The sequence below is a fragment of the Kitasatospora sp. NPDC057223 genome (genome assembly GCF_042669755.1).
Lineage (GTDB): Bacteria > Actinomycetota > Actinomycetes > Streptomycetales > Streptomycetaceae > Kitasatospora.
The window spans coordinates 45324-63836 of record NZ_JBHUWW010000033.1; the positions used below are offsets into that span (position 1 = coordinate 45324).

Consider the following 18513-nt stretch of genomic DNA (forward strand, 5'->3'; position numbering starts at 1 on the left):
TGGTCAGTGCCTTCCGCTCTGGATGATCCGCGGGGTCACCGGGATGTGTACGGGGTTGTTCACCGGGGCGCCCGGCAGGGACGGCGGCGCGGGAATCGAGTAGGCGCCGGTGTCCATGCCGTCGAAGTCGGAGGCGATGGCCTCGTCCGCGCCCTGGTAGCCCTGGGCCATCGCCTTCAGGCCGTCGGCGATCCCCTTCAACGCGTCGGGCAGGCCCTTGAAGACCTCCAGCGTGTCCTTGCTGTACTTCAGGTAGCCCTTCTCACCCTCGGCGAACTTCTTGCCGGACTCGTCGTTGCCCCACGGGTTCTGCGCCTCCAGCGAAGGCAGGAACGCGCTCAACGAGGTGTACAGCGACCGGACCTGCTCGGACGCGGCAAGCATCGGCGACACCGCCGCCTGGTACTGCTCCGGGTCGACCTTGAAGCCCCGCCCGGCATTGCCGCCGCCGCCGTCCTCCGAAACCCTCCGCTTGGCCGCCTCCGCGCCGGTACGGGGTTGCGCCTGCTGCTCGGGCAGCGCGGCCGAGGTCCGGCGCATCGGCTCCGACTGGTGAGCAGCCGGCCTTGCCTGCTCGAACGGGTCCGGCTCCATCAACCGCCCCTGCGACAACGGCTCCGACCGATGAGCAGCCGTCCTCGCCTGCTCGAACGGCTCCGGCTCCATCAACCGCCCCTGCGACAACGGCTCCGACCGATGAGCAGCCGTCCTCGCCTGCTCGAACGGCTCCGCCAACTGACCTTCGGTGGCGACGGTGCCGACGCGGAACGCCGGGGTCGTCGCCTCGGTCGGGATCAGCCGTTCCATCGGTTGGGCGACCCCCACCCTCTCCGACGCGAGGCGGCCCAGGTGGTCGGGTTCGACTCTGGCGGTGGCCTCGGTCTCGTACCAGGCCGGCTCGTCGTTGCTCATGGTGTTCCTTCGTCAGTGCGGGTTCGCCGGCGGATGAGGGTCAGCCCGCGGCGGGGGCGGCGAGGCGGGTGAGTGCGGCGCGCAGGAAGGGACTGGGGACCTGGTAGCCGCCCTCCTCGCGGAGCGGGGCGGGCCCGGCGGCGGCCGCCGGAGCTGCTGCCGCGGCGGACGCGGACGCCGGTTCGGCTGCTCCGGGCGCGTCGGGGTGGCCGCGTCGTGCGGCGGCGGACCGGGAGCGCTCCAGGTAGCTCTCGTCCGTGTCGCCCGTCGACTCACCTGGGCTGGAGCCGGCTTGACGAGCCGTCGTCTCGCCGGTCGGGGTGCCGCTGCTCGCGGTCTCGGTCGCGGTCTCGGTGGACGCCGCCGCCTCGGGGTCGGTGCCCGCGCCGAGCAGCACGCCGGCGAGCTGGTTGAGCATCGTCTGCTCGCTGGTGGGTGCGGCAGCGTCAGCGCCGACAGCGGCGGTCTCGGTGGCCGCGGCCTCGGGCGTCCCGAAGGTGCCTTCGGTGCGGGTGTCGTCCAGCCAGCGGCGGCGGGCGAGCTCCCGCTGCCGCTCGCGCGGGGCGGCTTCGCCGGCCTGGCCGAGGATGCCGGCATCCGTGGCCAGCAGCTCCTCCTCCTCCTCATCGGCGCCGAACCGGGTGGGGCTGAGGAAGCGGTTGCCCTTGCGGGCTTCCTTGCCGCCGCCGCGGCCGCCGCCGCCGGCCGCGCCGGGCATGTGACCGCCGGCCATGCCGCCGCCGGCCGCGCCACCGGCCCGGGCGGCGGCGCTGCCGCTGCCCGCACCGGAGCCGAAGCCGGAGCCGGCACCCGCACCGACGGCGCCGCTCGACCTGCCGACCGACGCCGCGCCGAGCCCGCCGGCGTGCGCGGTGGTGGTGCCCGTCCCGCCGCCGATGCCGCCTGCCCCGCCGCCGAACGCGCCGCCGCCACCGAACGCACTGCCGAGCGCGCTTCCCAGGCCGCCCGCGCCGCCGAACGGCGACAGCCCACCGGACCCGGAACCGCCCGCGCCGCCCAGACCGCCGCCGAGGCCACCGCCCAGACCGCCGCCCAGACCCGAGGCGGAGCCGTATCCTGAACCGCCGGCGCCGCCGCCGGCACCGAGGTCGGACAGCCCGGCGAGGTTCAGCGAGCTGTGGGAGGGGCTGACCGGCAGCGGGGTGAAGACCGGGGTTCCGTCACTCACTCCGGCGCCGCCACCGAAGTTCGCCATGGTGGGCGTCAGCGGCGTGAACGGCTTCAGCTTGGCCGTCTCCGCCCCGCCGCCACCGGTGCCGCCACCCGCACCGTCGAAGGATCCGCCGCCGAACGAACCGCCGCCACCGCCACCGCCGAACGCATCGGGAGCCGAGACGGCGCCCATGCTGAACGGAGCGGCGCCACCACCACCGCCACCACCGCTGCCGCCGCCGAACGCGTCCGGCGCGGAGACGGCACCCATGCTGAACGGAGCGGCACCGCCACCACCGCCACCACCGAACGCGTCCGGCGCGGATCCGGCACCGGCCGCGAAGGCCCCTGCCTGGAACGGCAGCCCCGTCGCCGGGTCGATCCCACCCGCAGCCCCTGCCTGGAACGGCAGCCCCGTCGCCGGGTCGATCCCACCCGCAGCCCCCGCTTGGAACGGCAGCCCCGTCGCCGGGTCGATCCCACCCGCAGCCCCTGCCTGGAACGGCAACCCGGTCGCCGGGTCGATCCCACCGGCCCGCGAGCCCAGCGGCCCGCCCGCGTAGCCGGGCGTGCCCACGCCGCCCGCACCGCCCGCACCGTCGGCGCCACCGGCGCCGCCGAGCGCGCAGGTCTTGCCCATCCCGGTCATGTCGCTGATGTGGCCGGCGCTCTTCCGGAGCATGCCGTCGACGCCGCTGCCGACCTGGTTGACGTACTGGTGGTACGTGGCGGCGGCCTGCTTGATGCCCTCGGACTGCGCGATGTCGTCGTTCTTGCCGGCCGGGTTCTGCTCGATGTACTCCTTGGCGTACTGGAGTTCGCGGATCATCTCGTTCTTGGTGCTGACGACCGCCTGGGCGGCGCCGTGCAGGCCCTGCGCGAGGCCGTTGCCGGCCTGCAGGGTGGTGGAGACGTGCGAGCCCTCACCTGCGGCGAACTTCTGCAGGTACTGCTGGAAGCTGTCGGCGGCGGGACCGGACATGCTGGCCATCGCGCGCTGCGCGGCCTGGGCGATCGCCTGGACGTGGGTGCCGGCGGCCTCGTTCCACTTGTCCCAGGCGGCGGCGAGCTGGGCGAGCAGCTCCTCGTCGCCGTCCGGGAAGGCGATGTCCTTGCCGTTCTCGTTGCTCTGCACGGTCTTGAGTACTTCGGCGAGGTCGGCCGGCAGCTCGATCATGGCGGGAAGCTCTCTGAGAGGGTGTCGGGTCGGTCCGGCGACGGCCGGCACCGGTGTGGTTCCGGTGACGGCCGTCGGATCGACCGACGTGGCGGTCGGTCGGACGTCGGAACGTCGGGGTCTGCTCGGATGGCGCTGCCTCGGCCGGTGCTGCTTCACGTCACATCGGCCGGGACGGTGTCGGACCAACCGACGCGGCATCAGGTGGCTCCGGTTCCGGAGAGAGCCACCGTTGCCCGGTCGGTCCGCAAGGTGTTACACGAACAGCGGGTTGGGATAGTCGTTGTAGTGCAGTTCCGGTGCGTCCGGGTCGTGGTAGGCGACCCCGGCGTCGGGGACGTCGACCGGGGCGATCGGCGCGGGCGGGGTGACCGGCCGGACGTCGTCCGGCAGCAGCAGCGGCCGCATGGGCGCGTCCGGCCGGACGAGGTGGTCCGGCCGTGGCTCACCGATCGACGCGGGGTGCACGGTCTGGGCGGTCAGCGGCTGGAGGGTGGTGTCCTCCGCCTGGCTGAGGGTCCGACCACTGACGGAGGCCGCGTGCACCTGTCCGCCGGACGGCAGGCCGGCCAGGCCCGGCACGGCGGCCACCGTGCCGCTCTCGCCGATCCGGGCCAGCTCGGCCGCGTGCTGCTGGTCGTTGGCCTCGTGGCGCGCGGCCATGATGGCCAGGTTGTCGCCCATCGCGGTGGCGTTCTGCATCAGTACCCGGATGCCCGCCATCACCTGCTCCTGGTGCTGGCCCAGGCCTCCGATCGAGGAGCCGGAGCCCTGCAGTGACTTCCCGAGCAGGTCGGCGCCGTAGACCGAGTCCTGAACCTGCTTGACGGCCGCCTCCAACTGGTTGGCCGGGCCTTCCAGTTCCTTCAGCAACCGCAAAATCGTCTTGGCGGACGACTGGACCTCGTCGAGGTCGATCCACACCGATTCATCGGCCATCCCTGTACACCCCTCCCGCTCTCACTGCCCCATGTGCGGGTGAACGAGGGTCTGCCGGGCCCCGGGCGACCGGGTGAGCAGCTGGTGCGGACGCGGTGCCACGGGCAGCGCCGCTCGTACCCACAGCTGCCGCACTCCCTCATTCTGTCCCATGACACTTGCTTTTCGCATGCGCATGACTAACGCCTTGTCAACTAATTTCCTCGCAAATCAGTCGATCGGATGATCCGGGTGGGTCACCGCAGGCCCGGAACGGCCTGGTCACGGCGGCGGGCCCCCACCCGCTCACGGCGACGGCCCGAATTCCGCGGCTCGGCGCCGGTGCGCGGTGGCGGCACGGGCCAGTCCGGCGGCGTCCTCGGCGTGCGCGAGGGCGCGCAGCACCTCCACGGTGGCCTCGTCGTACCCGAGGTGTTCGGCCTCGGCGAGCGCGGCCTGCAGTCGGGCGCGGGCCTCGGGATGCCGGCCGAGGGCGGTGAGCGCCTCACCGCAGGCGGTGTGCAGCCGGACGCGGCGGCCGCCGGGGGCCTCCTCGGCGGTCAGCTCCAGCCCGCGCCGGACGTGTTCGATGGCCTGCCGGGGGCGGCCGGTGTCCAGCAGGTGGCGGGCCAGGTGCTGGAGGGCGAGGGTGGCGGTGTGCCGGTGGCCGATGGCGAGGGCGATCTCCAGGGCCTGGGCGAGTCCGGCGTCGGCGGCGGCGGTGTTGCCGAGTTCCGACTGCACCAGGGCCAGGTTGATCAGCGCGACCGCCCGGCCGACCTGGTTTCCGGCCCGCAGGGCGAGGTCGGCGGCCGGGGCGAGGCAGATCTGTGCCTCCGGGAGGCGGCCGTTGGAGACCAGCACCCAGCCGAGCAGGGCCCGGACCTGGCTCTCCCCGTCGGGCTCGCCGGATTCGACGGCTGCCTCCAGCGCGTGCTCCAGCTGCGGCACCCAGCCGTCCCGGACCTGGCGCACGATCAGCGGCCACTGGGTGAGCGCCAGTCGCCAGGCCCGGCCGGGGTCGGAGGTGGCGATCAGCTGGGCGAGGGTCTCGCGGTGCGCGCCGAGCCAGGCCAGCGCCTCCGCAGCGGTGGCGAACTCGGCGGTGGCACGCGGCCGGTGAGCGTCGGGGGTGAGGACGAAGCAGGACTGGCTGCCGGGTTCGGCGGCTGCGGCGGCACCCAGGCCGGTGTAGAGGTACTGGTCGGCGAGGCGCCGCCTGGCCAGCCGCTGTTCGACGGGCCCGGCCTGGGCGCTCAACTCCCGGGCGTACAGCCAGACCAGGTCGTGCAGGGTGTACCGGCCGCCGTCGGTCTCGCCGATCAGGTGCGCGGCGGCGAGTTGTTCGAGGGCTTCGGCGGCGGCGCACGGGTCCAGGTCGCCGAGCGCGGCGGCGGTGTAGGCGTCGACCACCGGGCCGGGGTGGAAGCCGAGGGTGCGGAACAGCCGGGCCGCGGGCGGGGCCAGCAGCTCGTAGGAGAGCCGCAACGCGCCGGTCACGCTGACCTCGTCGGTGGCGAGCCGGGCGAGCCGGCGCTGTTCCGGGCGGAGTCGGCCGACCAGGTCGGCGACCTCGCCGCGCGGGTCGGCGGCGATCCTGGCGGCGGCGATCCGCAGGGCGAGCGGCAGGCCGCCGCAGAGCACGGCGAGCTCGCGGGCGGCGGCGGGTTCGACGGCGATCCGGGCCGGTCCGAGCACCCGGGCGAGCAGCGCGGTGGACTCGTCCTGGTCGAGCACGGGGACCGGGACGGGGCGGGCGAGTTCGGAGACCAGCAGGCCGAGCATCCGGTGCCGGCTGGTGACCACGGCGACCGCGTCGGCGCCGCCGGGCAGCAGGGGGCGGACCTGCGCGGGGTCCCGGGCGTTGTCGAGCACCACCAGCACCTTGCGGCCGGTGGTGAGCCGCCGGTAGAGCGCGCTGCGGGCGGCGGCGCCGGCCGGCACGTCCTTCCGGGCGACCCCGAGCGCGGCGAGGAACTCGGCGAGCACCTCGCAGGTCTCGCGTTCGGGGCGGTCGCTGAAGCCGCCGAGATCGGCGAAGAGCAGGCCGTCGGGGAAGCGCACGGCGTTGCGGTGCGCCCAGGACAGGGCGAGGGCGGTCTTGCCGACCCCGGCCGGCCCGGTGACCAGGGCGATGGCGCCGTCCGGGCCGCTGCGGGCGGCGGCGGCGAGGGCGGCGAGTTCGGCCTCCCGCCCGTGGAATCCCCTCGGTGCGCGGGGCAGCAGGTCGACGGCGGGCAGCGGGTCGGGTTCGGCCCGGCGCTGCTCCGGCACCCGGAGCACGTTCTCCGGCAGCTGAGCTGACGGCACGCCGGCTCCCACGACGGCCACCTCGCCGCGCAGGATCCGCTCGTAGGCGGCGTTCAGGGCCCGGCCGGGGTCGACGCCGAGCCGGTCGGCCAGCGACTCGCGGGTGCGGTGGTACCAGTCGAGGGCGTCGGACTGCCGCCCGGCCCCGAACAGGGCCAGCATCAGCGCGGAGACCAGCGACTCGCGCAGCGGATGAGCCACCGTCTCCGCGCGTAGAATTTCTGCGGCCCGAGCCGGCTCGCCGAGCAGCAGGTAGTGCTCGGCGAGGGTCTCCACCGCCGCGAGCCGGTTCTCCTCCAGGCTCTGGCGCCATGCCTCCAGCGGCGGGCTGGCCACGGTGCCGGTCAGCGCCGGACCGCGCCACAGCGCCAGCGCCCGCTCCAGGGCGTCCACCACGTCGGCGGACCGCTGCTCGGCGCGGGCGGCGGCCACCAGCTCGTCGAACTGCTCGACGTCCACCAGCCCGTCCGGCAGGTGCAGGGTGTAGGCGTCCCCGGCCGTGGCCAGCAGCACCCCGTGCCGGTCGGCCTGCGCCTCGGCGAGGAGCGCCCGCAACCGCGAGACGTGGCTCTGCACCACGGTGCGGGCGTTGGCGGGCGGCGCCGCGATCCACAGCGCCTCGGTCAGCTGGGCGACCGAGACGGCGCGGTTGCGGCGCAGCAGCAGGACGGTGAGCAGGCTGCGCCGCTTCTCCGGTCCGAGCCGCAGCTCCCCGTCCACGCCGTCCGCCGAGACCGCACCGAGCAGCCGGAACTTCACCGCTTCCCCCCGTGCGAATCCTTGGTACGTACAGGTGAAGGAGCTTAACTCAACGTCATGAACGCGAAGTGACCGGCCGGGGATCTTGGACCGTCAGAGAGACACCGCTCCGGCCGGGGTGACGACCCGCAGTCCCGCCTCGTCGAGGTCGATCGCCAACGGTGCGCCCTCCAGCGCGGCTTCGTTCAGCAGGGTGCCGCTCGCCAGGTGCCACAGGCGCAGCGTACCGGCGGTGTCGCCGGCAGCCAGCAGCGCCTCGCCGTCGAACTCCCGGGACACCAGCGAGCGGACGGCCGCGCCGCCGCCGGTGAGCTGCGCGGTGCGGCTGCCGTTCTCGACCGACCAGACCAGCACGGTGCCGTCGGCCGCCCCGGCGATCACCACCGGGCTTCCGCCCAGTTCGCCGAAGGCCAGCACCTCGGCGGGCTGCGCCAGACCCTCGCAGACCGGCCCGGCCGCACCGGAGCCGCCGTGCCAGAGCCGCACCGTCAGGTCGGCGCCGACGGTGGCCAGGATGTGGTGACCGCCGGCCCGGGTGACGGCCAGCGCGGTGGTCCCGGCATGGCCGGTGGCGAAGCGCAGCCGGGGCTCGCCGGTGGCGGCGTCGCGGACCGCGACCACCCCGTCCCGCCCGGCGGAGACCAGCAGCGGCGACTCGTCGGCGGTGAACGCCAGTCCGGCGACCGGCCCGGCGTGCGGGATGGGCAGCGGGTACGGGCTACCGTCGCGCAGCACGTGGCCACGGACCGACCCGGCGACGGTGCCGGAGACCAGCAGCGGCCCGTCCGGACCGTCGGCGGCGACGTCCAGCGAGTGCACCGGCCCGCCGTCGGCGGCCACCTCCAGCAGCTGGGTGGCCGTCAGGGCGTCCCAGGACACCATGGTGCCGTCGCCGAACCCGGCCACCAGCACGGCCCGGCCGGCCAGTTCGGCCCCGATCAGGGCGGTGACCGGCGTGCCGGTGCGGCCCAGCGGGACGGGCGTCTCGCGGGCGGTTCCGGTGGCGGCGTCCCAGGCGGTGATCCGCCCGTGCTCGTCGCCGACCAGCAGGCGGGCGCCGTCGGCGGCCAGCGCGGTCAGCCACTCCCCGGCGGGCCAGCCGCGCAGCGGGCGGCCGTCGTAGACGTCCCAGGTGCGCACGGTGCCGTCCAGCGCGCAGGAGGCCAGCACCGGGCGGCCGTCCAGGTCGAGGAAGGCCAGGCCGGTGACGGTGCCGGTGTGGCCGTCGAGTTCGGCGACGAGCTGGCCGGTGGCGAGGTCCCACAGCCGGATCCGGCGGTCCTGGCCGGCCGAGGCGAGCACCGCCTGGTCGGCGATCGACAGCACGGCGAGGACGCGGACCTCGCCGCGGTGGCCGACCAGCAGGTGCAGTTGCTCGCCGTCGGCGGCGTTCCACACCCGGACGCTGCCGTCGGGCGAGGCCGCGGCCAGCAGGTCGAGCCCGGCGCAGCGGGCCGCGCGCAGCACGGTCGCGCCCTGGCCGCCGGCGGCCAGGGCTCCCAGTACCCGGCCGTTGTCGGCGCGCACCGCCCGCAGGTCGCCGGACTGGCCCGCCGAGAACGCCACCGGGATGTCCCGGATCACCGCGGCGGCCACCGCCTGGGCGCCCTCGCCGCCGGTGGTACCGTACGCGACCTGCCCGGTGGCGGCGTCCCACACCTGTACCGAGCCGTCCGCGCCGCCGACCGCGAACAGCGAACGCCCGGCGGCCTCGCCGAGCGCCACGGCGGTGGACAGCAGGCCCGCGTCGGCGTCCGAACCGCCCAGCGACTCGGCGTCGTCGAGCGCGGTCAGCCCGAACGAGCCGTCCGTGTCGACCAGGGCGTACGCGGCCCGGCCGCCGACCGTGCCGACCGCGGCGGCGGTGCGGGCGCCGTGGACGGCGGGGTCGGCGAGCGCCAGCGCGCCGGGCAGCGCGGCGGGGGCGCCGGGCTCGGCGAGCAGCTGGTCGAGCAGGGCCTCCAGCGTGGCGGCCGAGGCCGGGACGGGCGCCGCCGTCCCGTCGGTCCACTGCCGGTCGGGGTGGCCGGGCTGCCCGAGGACGGTCAGCCGCCGCGCCGTGGCCGGCTCCTCGACGGGCGCGGGCGCCTCACCCCATCCTCCCAGCACCCGTCGCACCAGCGCACCGTCGACCCTCCCGGTCCGCTCGCCGCCGCCGTCCGCCCCGCGCGCGCGGAACGTGCCGTCGGCGGTGATCAGCAGCTCGCCGCGGCCGCCGGCCTCCAGCCGGACACTTCCTGACATGTCATTACTCCCAGTTCACTGGTGGGCAGTTGCCTGCCCGTCCCGTTGCCCGTTTCGTTGCCCGAGGTTCGTCCCCGGGTCCGCACCCGGATGCTCGTCGGCGCTCGTCACCGTGGTCAACACAGGTCGCCGGGGACGAGGGTGGCGTGCACCGCGTCGTGCAGCCGCTGGGTACGGGAGCTGCGGAACAGCTCCGGACGGTACCCGGCCCGGCGGAACCCGATCGCGGCGCCCATCACCTGGCTCGGCATGTTGTCGGCAGCGGCGAACGCGTCGATCCGGCGCAGGCCCAGCCGCTCGAAGCCGAACCGGCAGGCCAGCCGCAGCGCGCCGGTGGCGGTCCGCATCCGGCGGTGTTCCGGCAGCAGCCACATGGTCACCTCGGCGCTGTCGTCCGCCGCGTCCAGGTTCACCAACTCGGCCCATCCGACCGGCTCTTCGTCCAGATCAACGGCGAAGTACGCGGCCCGGTTCTCGGCCCACAGCAGGGGCGGGATCTCGGCCAGCCAGCGCTCGGCGGCCGCCACGTCCAGATGCGGGATCACCGCCTGCAGGAACTCCCGCACCAGCGGATCCCGCGTTCCCCGGAACACCAGCGGCGCATCCCCCACCACCGGCCGGCGCAGCACCAGCCCGCCCGCCCGCAGCGGCTCATCCCCGACGGCGGCGAGCGCCCGCATCGCTCCCCCTGATGGCAGTCCCTCGTTCCCCGACGTTCCCGCCGCCCACGGGCACGCCCCGACACCGCCGGAGTCCGCCCGTTCCACCCGTCACGGGGTTGAACGGCGCGCTCAGTCAACCACACTCCACCCCTGTTTCCGCACGTCAGCCGGACGTTAGTCAAACGTGAGCACGCCGCCCCCTGGCGGCGGGGTGACGGCGCGGGCGAGCCGGTCCACGGCGGGCCCGCCCACGTCGTACCACCGGACCGCCACCGCCACTGGGCGCCGCCACCGACTTCACCGGCTACGACGACGGGATCACCGCCGGCTACCGGAACGGCACCTGCTACGAGCAGAAGGTCACCCCCCGCGCACCGCCGACGCACCCTCCGTCCGCACCGACGCCCGGCCGGCTCCTACGCCTCACCCCTCCAGCACGACGTCGTCAAGATCAAGCTCCACGCCCGGAGACTGCCCCTCGCCTCCCACGTCCTCCGGCAGGGCCGCGATGCCGCCCGAGGACGCGATGGCGGTCCCACCACCCACCTCCCGGCGACGGAGCCCCGTCGTCCGGTTCACAGGGGGAGCTGCAGGCACCCGGCCCGGCCTGCGGAGGCGGCCCCGCGTTGCGGTGGGGTAACGCTGCCGCAACTTCCCCTTGACCGGGTATCGGCGCGATTGCATACTCACTTCCCGGCGGTTAATCGATTGAATGAACGTGAGCGAGGTGCGGACGGCTATGGCGCGGGTGCGGATGTCCGATGTCGCCGCTGCGGCGGGTGTCTCGACCGCCACGGTGTCGCTGGTGCTCAGCGGCGCCGGCGGCGAGCGCATCTCGGCGCAGACCCAGGCGAAGGTCCGGGAGGCGGCCGAGGCGATCGGCTACGCGCCCAACTCGGTGGCCCGGAGCCTGCGGACGCAGAAGACCCGGATGATCGGGCTGCTCTCGGACACCATCGCGACCACGCCGTTCGCCGGCCGGATGCTGGCGGGCGCGAACGACGCGGCCCGCGAGCACGGGCACCTGATGGTGCTGGTGGACACCGACGGCGACCTGGCGCAGGAGCGGCAGGCGATCGAGGCACTGACCGGGCAGCGGGTCGACGCGATGATCTACGCCCGGATGTGGCACCAGGTGGTGGACGCCCCGACCGGTCTCGCCGAGGGCAGCGTCTTCCTGGACTGCCGCCCCGCGGACGGAGGCTGGCCGGCCGTGGTGCCGGACGACCGGGACGGCGGGGTGGCCGCGACCCGGGAGCTGGTGGCCGCCGGGCACCGGCGGATCGCCTACCTGGACGCCCCGGCCGGCAGCGGCGTGGTCGCCTCGGAGCTGCGCCACCAGGGGTACCTCCAGGTGCTGGCCGAGGCCGGCATCACCCCGGACCCGGCCCTGCACGTGCGGGCGGAGACCGACGCGGGTGGTGGGCGGGCCGCCGCCGGGGCGCTGCTCGACCTGCCGGCCGAGGTCCGGCCGACCGCGCTGTTCTGCTTCAACGACCGGATGGCGATGGGCGCCTACACCGCGGCCCACCGGCGCGGTCTGCGCATCCCGCAGGACCTCTCGGTGGTCGGCTACGACGACCAGCAGTTGATCGCCGCCGAACTCGACCCGCCGCTGACCACCCTCGCCCTGCCGCACTACGAGATGGGGCGCTGGGCGATGGAGGTGGCGCTCGGGAAGCGGCAGGCCGACCCGGCCGAGCCGTACCGGATGCGGTGCCCGGTCATCCGCCGGGACTCCGTGGGTCCGCCGCCGCCTCAGCGGGCGAGCCGGTAGCGGCGGCGGACCCCTCGCAGTACTTCCAGCACACGGCAGTTGGCGCTGCCGTTCGGCTGGGCAACCACACGGCAGCTGGCGCTTGCCGTTTCACTCGGGGCCGGCTTGGCGGTCGGCCCCCGGAAAGGGACCTCTGTGCGCAATCCCCTCGCGATGGTAGCAGCGGCGAGCCTGCTCGGGACGGTCGCGCTGACCGGCTGTGCCAAGGCCGGCCACGACGGCGCGTCCTCCGACGGCGGACCGACCCAGATCACCATGTGGACCCACTCTGCGGGCAACCCCGGCGAGCTGGCCGTCTACAAGAAGATCATCGACGACTTCAACGGCTCGCAGGGCAAGTACGAGGTCGTCCAGCAGAACTTCCCGCAGGGCTCGTACAACGACGCGGTCACCGCGGCCGCCGCCGCCCGCAAGCTGCCCTGCCTGCTGGACATGGACGGCCCGATCATGCCGAACTGGGCCTGGGCCGGCTACCTCCAGCCGCTCGACCTGCCGAGCAGCCTCACCGATTCGCTGCTGCCCACCGCCGTCGGCACCTACAAGGGCAAGATCTACTCGGCGGGCTACTGGGACGCGGCGCTGTCGGTCTTCGCCCGGAAGTCGGTGCTGGAGAAGAACGGCATCCGCATTCCGACCGTCGAACAGCCCTGGACGCTCGCCGAGTTCGACGCCGCGATCGGCAGGCTGAAGAGCGCCGGCTACCAGACCCCGCTCGACCTCGGAGCGGCCGACAAGGGCGAGTGGTGGAGCTACGCCTACTCACCGATGCTGCAGAGCGCCGGCGGCGACGAGATCGACCGCACCGGCCTGAAGACCGCCGAGGGCGCGCTCAACGGGCCGGACGCGGTCTCGTTCTTCAACTGGTTCCAGAAGGCGTTCAAGAACGGCTGGGCGAACAGCAACGGCCCGGTCGGCAACCAGAACTTCATCGACGACAAGGTGGCGCTCAGCTACACCGGCGTGTGGAACGCCGAGGAGGCGCTGGCCAAGGTCGGCTCCGACCTGCTGATCCTCCCGCCGGTGGACTTCGGCAGGGGACCGAGGATCGGCGGCGGCTCCTGGCAGTGGGGCCTCTCGGCCGGCTGCGGCACGGACCAGTCCGAAGGCGCGCGCGCCTACCTGAAGTTCAGCTTCCAGGACAAGTACCTCACCGAGTTCTCGGACAGCCAGGTGGTCATTCCCGCCACGGCCGGCGCCACCGCCGCCTCCAAGTACTTCGGCCAGGACGGCGCGCTGCGCCAGTTCGCCGTCCTGTCGCAGAAGTTCGCCCTCGCCCGGCCCGCCACCCCCGGCTACCCGGTGGTCTCCAGCAGCTTCGAGAAGGCTGCCAAGGACATCATGAACGGCGCCGACGTCAAGCCGACCCTGGATGCCGCCGTGAAGGCGATCGACAGCGACATCAAGTCGAACAACAGCTACGGCAACTGACGCAGCGGCGAGCGGTGGCCGGGCGGCGTCCAGCGCCGGCCGGCCACCGGAAAGGCGTGACCCATGACGGCGACCCTCCGCCTCGACACCCCGACCGATCCCGGCCGGGAAGAACCCCGATCCGCCCCCGCACCCGCCGGCCGGCCCCGCAAGCGGCCCGGTACCGCCCGCCGCGGTGAAGCCCGGGCCGGCCTGGCGATGGCCCTCCCGGCGATCGTGCTCCTGCTGGCCTTCCTGATCGTGCCGGTGCTGCTGGGCTTCGCCCTGTCGTTCACCAACGCCCGGCTGATCTCCCCGGAGCCGACGCGCTTCACCGGCCTCGACAACTTCGTCCGCGCGTTCACCGTCGACCCGACCTTCTTCCGGTCGCTGCTCAACACCTTCGCCTTCGCGGCGGTGGTCGTCCCGGTGCAGGCGGGCTTCGGCCTGTTCCTGGCCCTGCTGGTCAACCAGAAGATCCGCGGCGTCACCGCGTTCCGGGTGATCTTCTTCATCCCGGTCGTGACCTCGATCGTCGTCGTCTCGATCCTGTGGAAGTTCATGTACCAGCCGGACGGCCTGGTGAACTCCTTCATCAACTCGATCACCTTCGGCGCCTGGCAGGGCACCGCCTGGCTGAACAACCCGAACACCGCGCTGCTCGCGATCATCGTGCTGTCGGTCTGGCAGGCCGTCGGCTTCCACATGCTGATCTGGCTGTCCGGCCTGCAGACCATCCCGGAGGAGCTCTACGAGGCGGCCCGGATGGACGGCGCCGGCACCTGGCGCCAGTTCAAGGACGTCACCTGGCCGTGCCTGCGCCCGACCAGGGTCTTCGTCCTGATCACCATCACCATCGCCGCGCTCGGCCTGTTCGTGCAGATCGACGTGATGACCCAGGGCGGCCCGATCGACTCCACCTCCACCCTGGTCTACCACGCGGTGCTCACCGGCTACCGCCAGCAGCAGATCGGGTACGGCTCGGCCCTGTCGCTGATCTTCTTCGTGATCGTGCTCGTCATCGCGCTGATCCAGCGCCACCTCACCCGCGACAAGGACTGACCCATGGCCGAGAACGTACGCGCGCCGCGGGCGCGCACCGACCTGAGCGAGCGGCAGTCGCGCCGGCGCCGCCGGATCTGGTCCTACCTGGTCCTGGTCGGCCTGGCGGTGTTCTTCCTGTTCCCGCTGGTGTTCATGTTCGTCTCCAGCCTCAAGCCGGACGGGCAGCTGCTCTCCGACATCGGCGGCTGGCGGGCCTTCCTCCCGGTCGGCGACATCAGCCTCCACAACTACGGCGCCGTCTTCGACCGGGTGCCGGTCGGCCGGTTCCTGCTCAACTCGCTGCTCGTGACGGTGGCGATCGTCGGCCTCGGACTGGTCGTGAACTCGATGGCCGGCTTCGCCCTGTCCCGGCTGCGCTGGCGCGGCCGCGGCCTGGTCCTGAGCGTCGTCATCGCCACCCTGATCGTCCCGTTCGAGACCATCGCGGTGCCCCTGGTGTACTGGGTCGCGCACCTGCCGATCCTGTTCCTCCAGGACGGCGCCGTGGTGTGGGACATCGGCTGGCTCAACAGCTACCAGGTGCAGATCATCCCGTTCGTCGCGAACGCCTTCTCCGTCTTCCTGTTCAGCCAGTACTTCTCGACCATCCCGACCTCGCTCGACGAGGCCGCCCGGATCGACGGCGCCGGCTGGTTCACCATCTACCGCAGGATCGTCGTGCCGCTCTCCGGCCCGGCGTTCGCCACCGTGGCGATCCTGACCTTCCTGCCCGCCTGGAACCAGTACCTGTGGCCCACCATGGTGGTCCAGGACGAGAAGCTCCGGCCCGTCATGGTCGGCATGCAGTACTTCTTCCAGGACAACCCGGCCTGGGGCGAGGTCATGGCGTACACGTCGATGATCACCCTGCCGGTACTGGTGGTCTTCCTCGCCTTCCAGCGCGCCTTCGTCAGCAGCGTCGCCGCGAGCGGCGTCAAGGGCTGACCGCTCCCCCACCGTGTGCCGACCCCGCCGCCGTCCACGCCGCGGCCGGGTCCCCCACGCCTGCCTCCGAAAGGCCACGCATGTTCACGCTGCCCGACTCCTGGGTGTGGGACTTCTGGTTCGCCGACGACGGCGAACGCCACCACCTGTTCTTCCTGTACGCCTCGCGCGCCCTGCACGACCCCGAGGCCCGGCACTACCGCGCCTCGATCGGCCACGCCGTCTCCACCGACCTGCGGAACTGGACCCGGGTCCCCGACGCCCTGGTCCGCGCCGACGCCCCCGCCTTCGACGACCTCGCCACCTGGACCGGCTCGGTGGCCCGGCACCCCGACGGCACCTGGTTCCTCTTCTACACCGGCTCCACCCGCGCCCCCGACGGCAAGAACGTCCAGCGGATCGGCTACGCCACCTCCACCGACCTGACCACCTGGCACAAGGCGGGCGCCAACCCGGTGCTGAGCGCCGACGCCGCCTGGTACGAGACCCTCGACACCGGGCAGTGGCACGACGAGGCGTTCCGCGACCCGTGGGTGTTCCCCGATCCGGACGGCGACGGCTGGCACATGCTGGTCACCGCCCGGGCCACCACCGGACCGGCCTTCGAACGCGGCGTGGTCGGCCACGCCGTCTCCGCCGACCTGCGGCACTGGGAGCTGCGCCCGCCGCTGTCCGCGCCCGCCGCACACGGCTTCGGCCAACTGGAGGTCACCCAGACCGAGATCGTCGACGGCAAGCCCCTGCTGCTCTTCTCCTGCCTCGCCGAGCACGCCTCCGAGACCCGCCGTGCCACCGGCACCCGCGGCGGCATCTGGGCCGCCCCCGCCGCGAGCCTGCTCGGCCCGTTCGACATCGGCGCCGCCCGGCAGGTCACCGACGACCGCTACTACAGCGGCAAGCTGGTCCGCCGCCGCGACGGGTCCTGGGTCCTGACGGGCTTCCACCACACCGGCCCCGACGGCTCTTTCGCCGGCGGCGTCAGCGACCCGATGCCGGTCTCCTGGGACGGACACCGACTGACCGTCGAGGGCCTGCCCGACCCCGCCGGGCGCGAGCTCACCGAAGCCGCCCCGGCCTGCTGAGCCGATCTCCCCTCCCCCACAACACCCCCACCCCACCCCACCCGACAGTCCAGGAGTCGAGCATGACCCCACGCTCCTCGCTCCACCCCCTGCGGCTCGGCCTCGCCGCGCTGTTCGGCCTCGTGCTGACCGCCGCCGCCGTCGTCGCCCCGGGCCCGGCCGCCCCCACCGCGGCCCGGGCGGCGGCGGCGGACAGCCGCCGGTCCGTCTACCACTTCACCGTGCCGGACCACTGGAAGAACGACCCGCAGCGGCCGGTCTGGTCCAACGGCGCGTTCCACTACTACTACCTCTACAACGCCGACTACGGGCAGGCCATCGGCACCGCCTGGCGGCAGGCCACCAGCACCGACAACGTGGCCTTCCACGACCAGGGCGTCGCCGCGCCGAAGCAGACCAACGCCAACTACGACCTGTGGTCCGGCTCCGCCGTCGTCGACACCGACGGCACCGCCGGGTTCGGCGCCGGCGCCGTCGTCATGATGGTCACGCAGATGGACCACCCCACCCCCGCCCAGATCGCCGACGCCTCCGGCCCGCAGGCCCAGTTCCTCTGGTACTCCACCGACGGCGGACGCAACTTCCGCCCCTACGGGGACACCCCCGTCCTCCCCAACGGCGGCCGCAAGGACTTCCGCGACCCCAAGCTGGTCTGGGACTCCGCCCGCCACCGCTGGGTCGCCCTGCTCGCCGAGGGCACGAGGATCAGCTTCTGGACCTCGCCCGACCTCAAGAACTGGACCTGGGGGTCCCAGTACACGAACTCCGGCCTGGGCACCCTCGAATGCCCCGACCTGTTCCAGCTCCGCGCCGACGACGGCACCCTCCACTGGGTGATGGGCGCCAGCGCCAACGGCTACCTCATCGGCGACCCCAACACCTACGCCTACTGGACCGGGAGCTTCGACGGCACCGCCTTCACCCCCGACACCGCAGCCCCGCAGTGGCTCGACCACGGCTTCGACTGGTACGCCGGCGTCACCTGGGAGGACCCCGCCGCCCCGCTCGACCGCCGGTACGCCACCGCCTGGCTGAACAACTGGACGTACCCGTACACCACCCCGACCTGGGCCGCCGACGGCTTCAACGGCACCGACGCGATCACCCGCGAGCTCACCCTGAAGCACTACGCCGACGGCTACGCCCTGGCCTCCCGCCCGACACCCGCCCTCGACCTGCACGCCTCCAGGACCACCGACCTGGGCACCGTGCAGGTGAACGGGCTCACCACCCTGCCGTACCACGGCACCGCGTACCGCCTGGACGCCGACGTCAGCTGGAGCACCCTGGACAACCTCGGCGTCCAACTGCGGGTCTCCCCCGACGGCACCAGGCACGCCGACGCCGGGATCCACCACGACTTCAGCTTCCTGAACCGCCGTCAGACCGGCAACCCCTCGGCCGACGGCTCCCACCTGGAGTCGCACGCCCCCTGGGACCCGGCCAGGACCAGCGCCCACCTGACCGTCCTGGTGGACCGCACCAGCGTCGAGTACTTCGTCGACGACGGCCGCCACGTGCACTCCGACGAGGTCTTCGCCGACCCCGGCGACGACGGGCTCAAGCTGTTCACCAGCGGCGGCGCCGCCACCTTCGCCCACCTCACCGTCACCGAGTACACCGACCTCGCCCAGCGGCCCGCCCGGCTGCTCGCCGACTTCGAAGGCGGCGCCTACGCCCCCGGCTGGAGCGCCACCGGCGATCTCACCGGCACCGCCCCGACCACCGAACAGCTCCCCGGCTCCGTCGGAGCCGCCGTCCTCGACACCTTCGCCGGCCGCGACAGCGCCACCGGTACCCTCACCTCACCGGCCTTCACCATCGACCGCGCCACCCTGCACCTGCTCGTCGCCGGCGGCAACCACCCGCTCGGCATCCCCGGCGCGACCAGCGTCAACCTGCTGGTCGACGGACAACCGGTACGCACCGCCACCGGCGACGGCAGCGGCACCCTGCGGCCCGTCGACTGGGACCTGAGCGGCCTCCAGGGCCGCACCGCCCAGCTCCAGGTCCTCGACGACGCCACCGGCGCCTGGGGGCACCTGATGGTCGACCAGGTCGTCCTGAGCGACTGACCACCGCGCGGGCGGCGCCACCCGGCGC

Annotated in this window: 12 protein-coding genes; 6 read left to right on the forward strand and 6 right to left on the reverse strand. The window is 73.6% G+C overall.

The window, feature by feature from the left end; all coding sequences use genetic code 11:
• Window positions 1-3: 3 nt before the first annotated feature.
• The 6 genes from ACFUK0_RS14935 to ACFUK0_RS14960 form a co-directional block, all read right to left on the reverse strand.
• Window positions 4-912: a WXG100 family type VII secretion target gene (locus ACFUK0_RS14935; protein ID WP_380250005.1), complete on the reverse strand. Its 909-nt coding sequence runs from the start codon at window positions 910-912 to the stop codon at window positions 4-6.
• A 40-nt stretch (window positions 913-952) separates the two neighbouring features.
• The gene (locus ACFUK0_RS14940; RefSeq protein ID WP_380250007.1) at window positions 953-3262 is read right to left on the reverse strand and encodes a hypothetical protein; all 2310 of its coding nucleotides are present in this window, start codon (window positions 3260-3262) and stop codon (window positions 953-955) included.
• 255 nt (window positions 3263-3517) lie between these two features.
• Window positions 3518-4201, reverse strand: a complete 684-nt coding sequence (locus ACFUK0_RS14945; RefSeq protein ID WP_380250009.1) for a hypothetical protein — start codon at window positions 4199-4201, stop codon at window positions 3518-3520.
• A gap of 285 nt (window positions 4202-4486) precedes the next feature.
• On the reverse strand, window positions 4487-7249 hold the full coding sequence (locus ACFUK0_RS14950; protein ID WP_380250011.1) for a BTAD domain-containing putative transcriptional regulator: 2763 nt from the start codon (window positions 7247-7249) through the stop codon (window positions 4487-4489).
• A 93-nt stretch (window positions 7250-7342) separates the two neighbouring features.
• Entirely contained in the window at window positions 7343-9493 is a 2151-nt protein-coding gene (locus tag ACFUK0_RS14955) for a WD40 repeat domain-containing protein (protein WP_380250013.1), read from the reverse strand.
• Between the two features lie 116 nt (window positions 9494-9609).
• A complete protein-coding gene (locus ACFUK0_RS14960) occupies window positions 9610-10173 on the reverse strand; it encodes a GNAT family N-acetyltransferase (protein ID WP_380250015.1) in 564 nt (187 codons plus the stop codon).
• 694 nt (window positions 10174-10867) lie between these two features.
• Between ACFUK0_RS14960 and ACFUK0_RS14965 the strand changes: the two genes are divergently transcribed.
• The 6 genes from ACFUK0_RS14965 (at window position 10868) to ACFUK0_RS14990 (ending at window position 18485) form a co-directional block, all read left to right on the forward strand.
• Window positions 10868-11932 carry a LacI family DNA-binding transcriptional regulator gene (locus ACFUK0_RS14965; RefSeq protein WP_380250017.1) on the forward strand — a complete coding sequence of 355 codons (1065 nt, stop codon included), beginning with the start codon at window positions 10868-10870 and terminating at the stop codon, window positions 11930-11932.
• Between the two features lie 153 nt (window positions 11933-12085).
• Complete coding sequence (locus ACFUK0_RS14970; protein WP_380250019.1) at window positions 12086-13360, forward strand: extracellular solute-binding protein; 1275 nt, start codon at window positions 12086-12088, stop codon at window positions 13358-13360.
• Between the two features lie 63 nt (window positions 13361-13423).
• Window positions 13424-14401 carry a carbohydrate ABC transporter permease gene (locus ACFUK0_RS14975; protein ID WP_380250021.1) on the forward strand — a complete coding sequence of 326 codons (978 nt, stop codon included), beginning with the start codon at window positions 13424-13426 and terminating at the stop codon, window positions 14399-14401.
• 3 nt (window positions 14402-14404) lie between these two features.
• Window positions 14405-15328, forward strand: coding sequence for a carbohydrate ABC transporter permease (locus ACFUK0_RS14980; RefSeq protein WP_380250023.1), 924 nt, complete (start codon window positions 14405-14407; stop codon window positions 15326-15328).
• Window positions 15329-15408: 80 nt separating this feature from the next.
• Window positions 15409-16410, forward strand: a complete 1002-nt coding sequence (locus ACFUK0_RS14985; protein ID WP_380250025.1) for a glycosyl hydrolase family 32 — start codon at window positions 15409-15411, stop codon at window positions 16408-16410.
• A gap of 62 nt (window positions 16411-16472) precedes the next feature.
• On the forward strand, window positions 16473-18485 hold the full coding sequence (locus ACFUK0_RS14990; protein ID WP_380250027.1) for a glycoside hydrolase family 32 protein: 2013 nt from the start codon (window positions 16473-16475) through the stop codon (window positions 18483-18485).
• Window positions 18486-18513 lie beyond the last annotated feature (28 nt).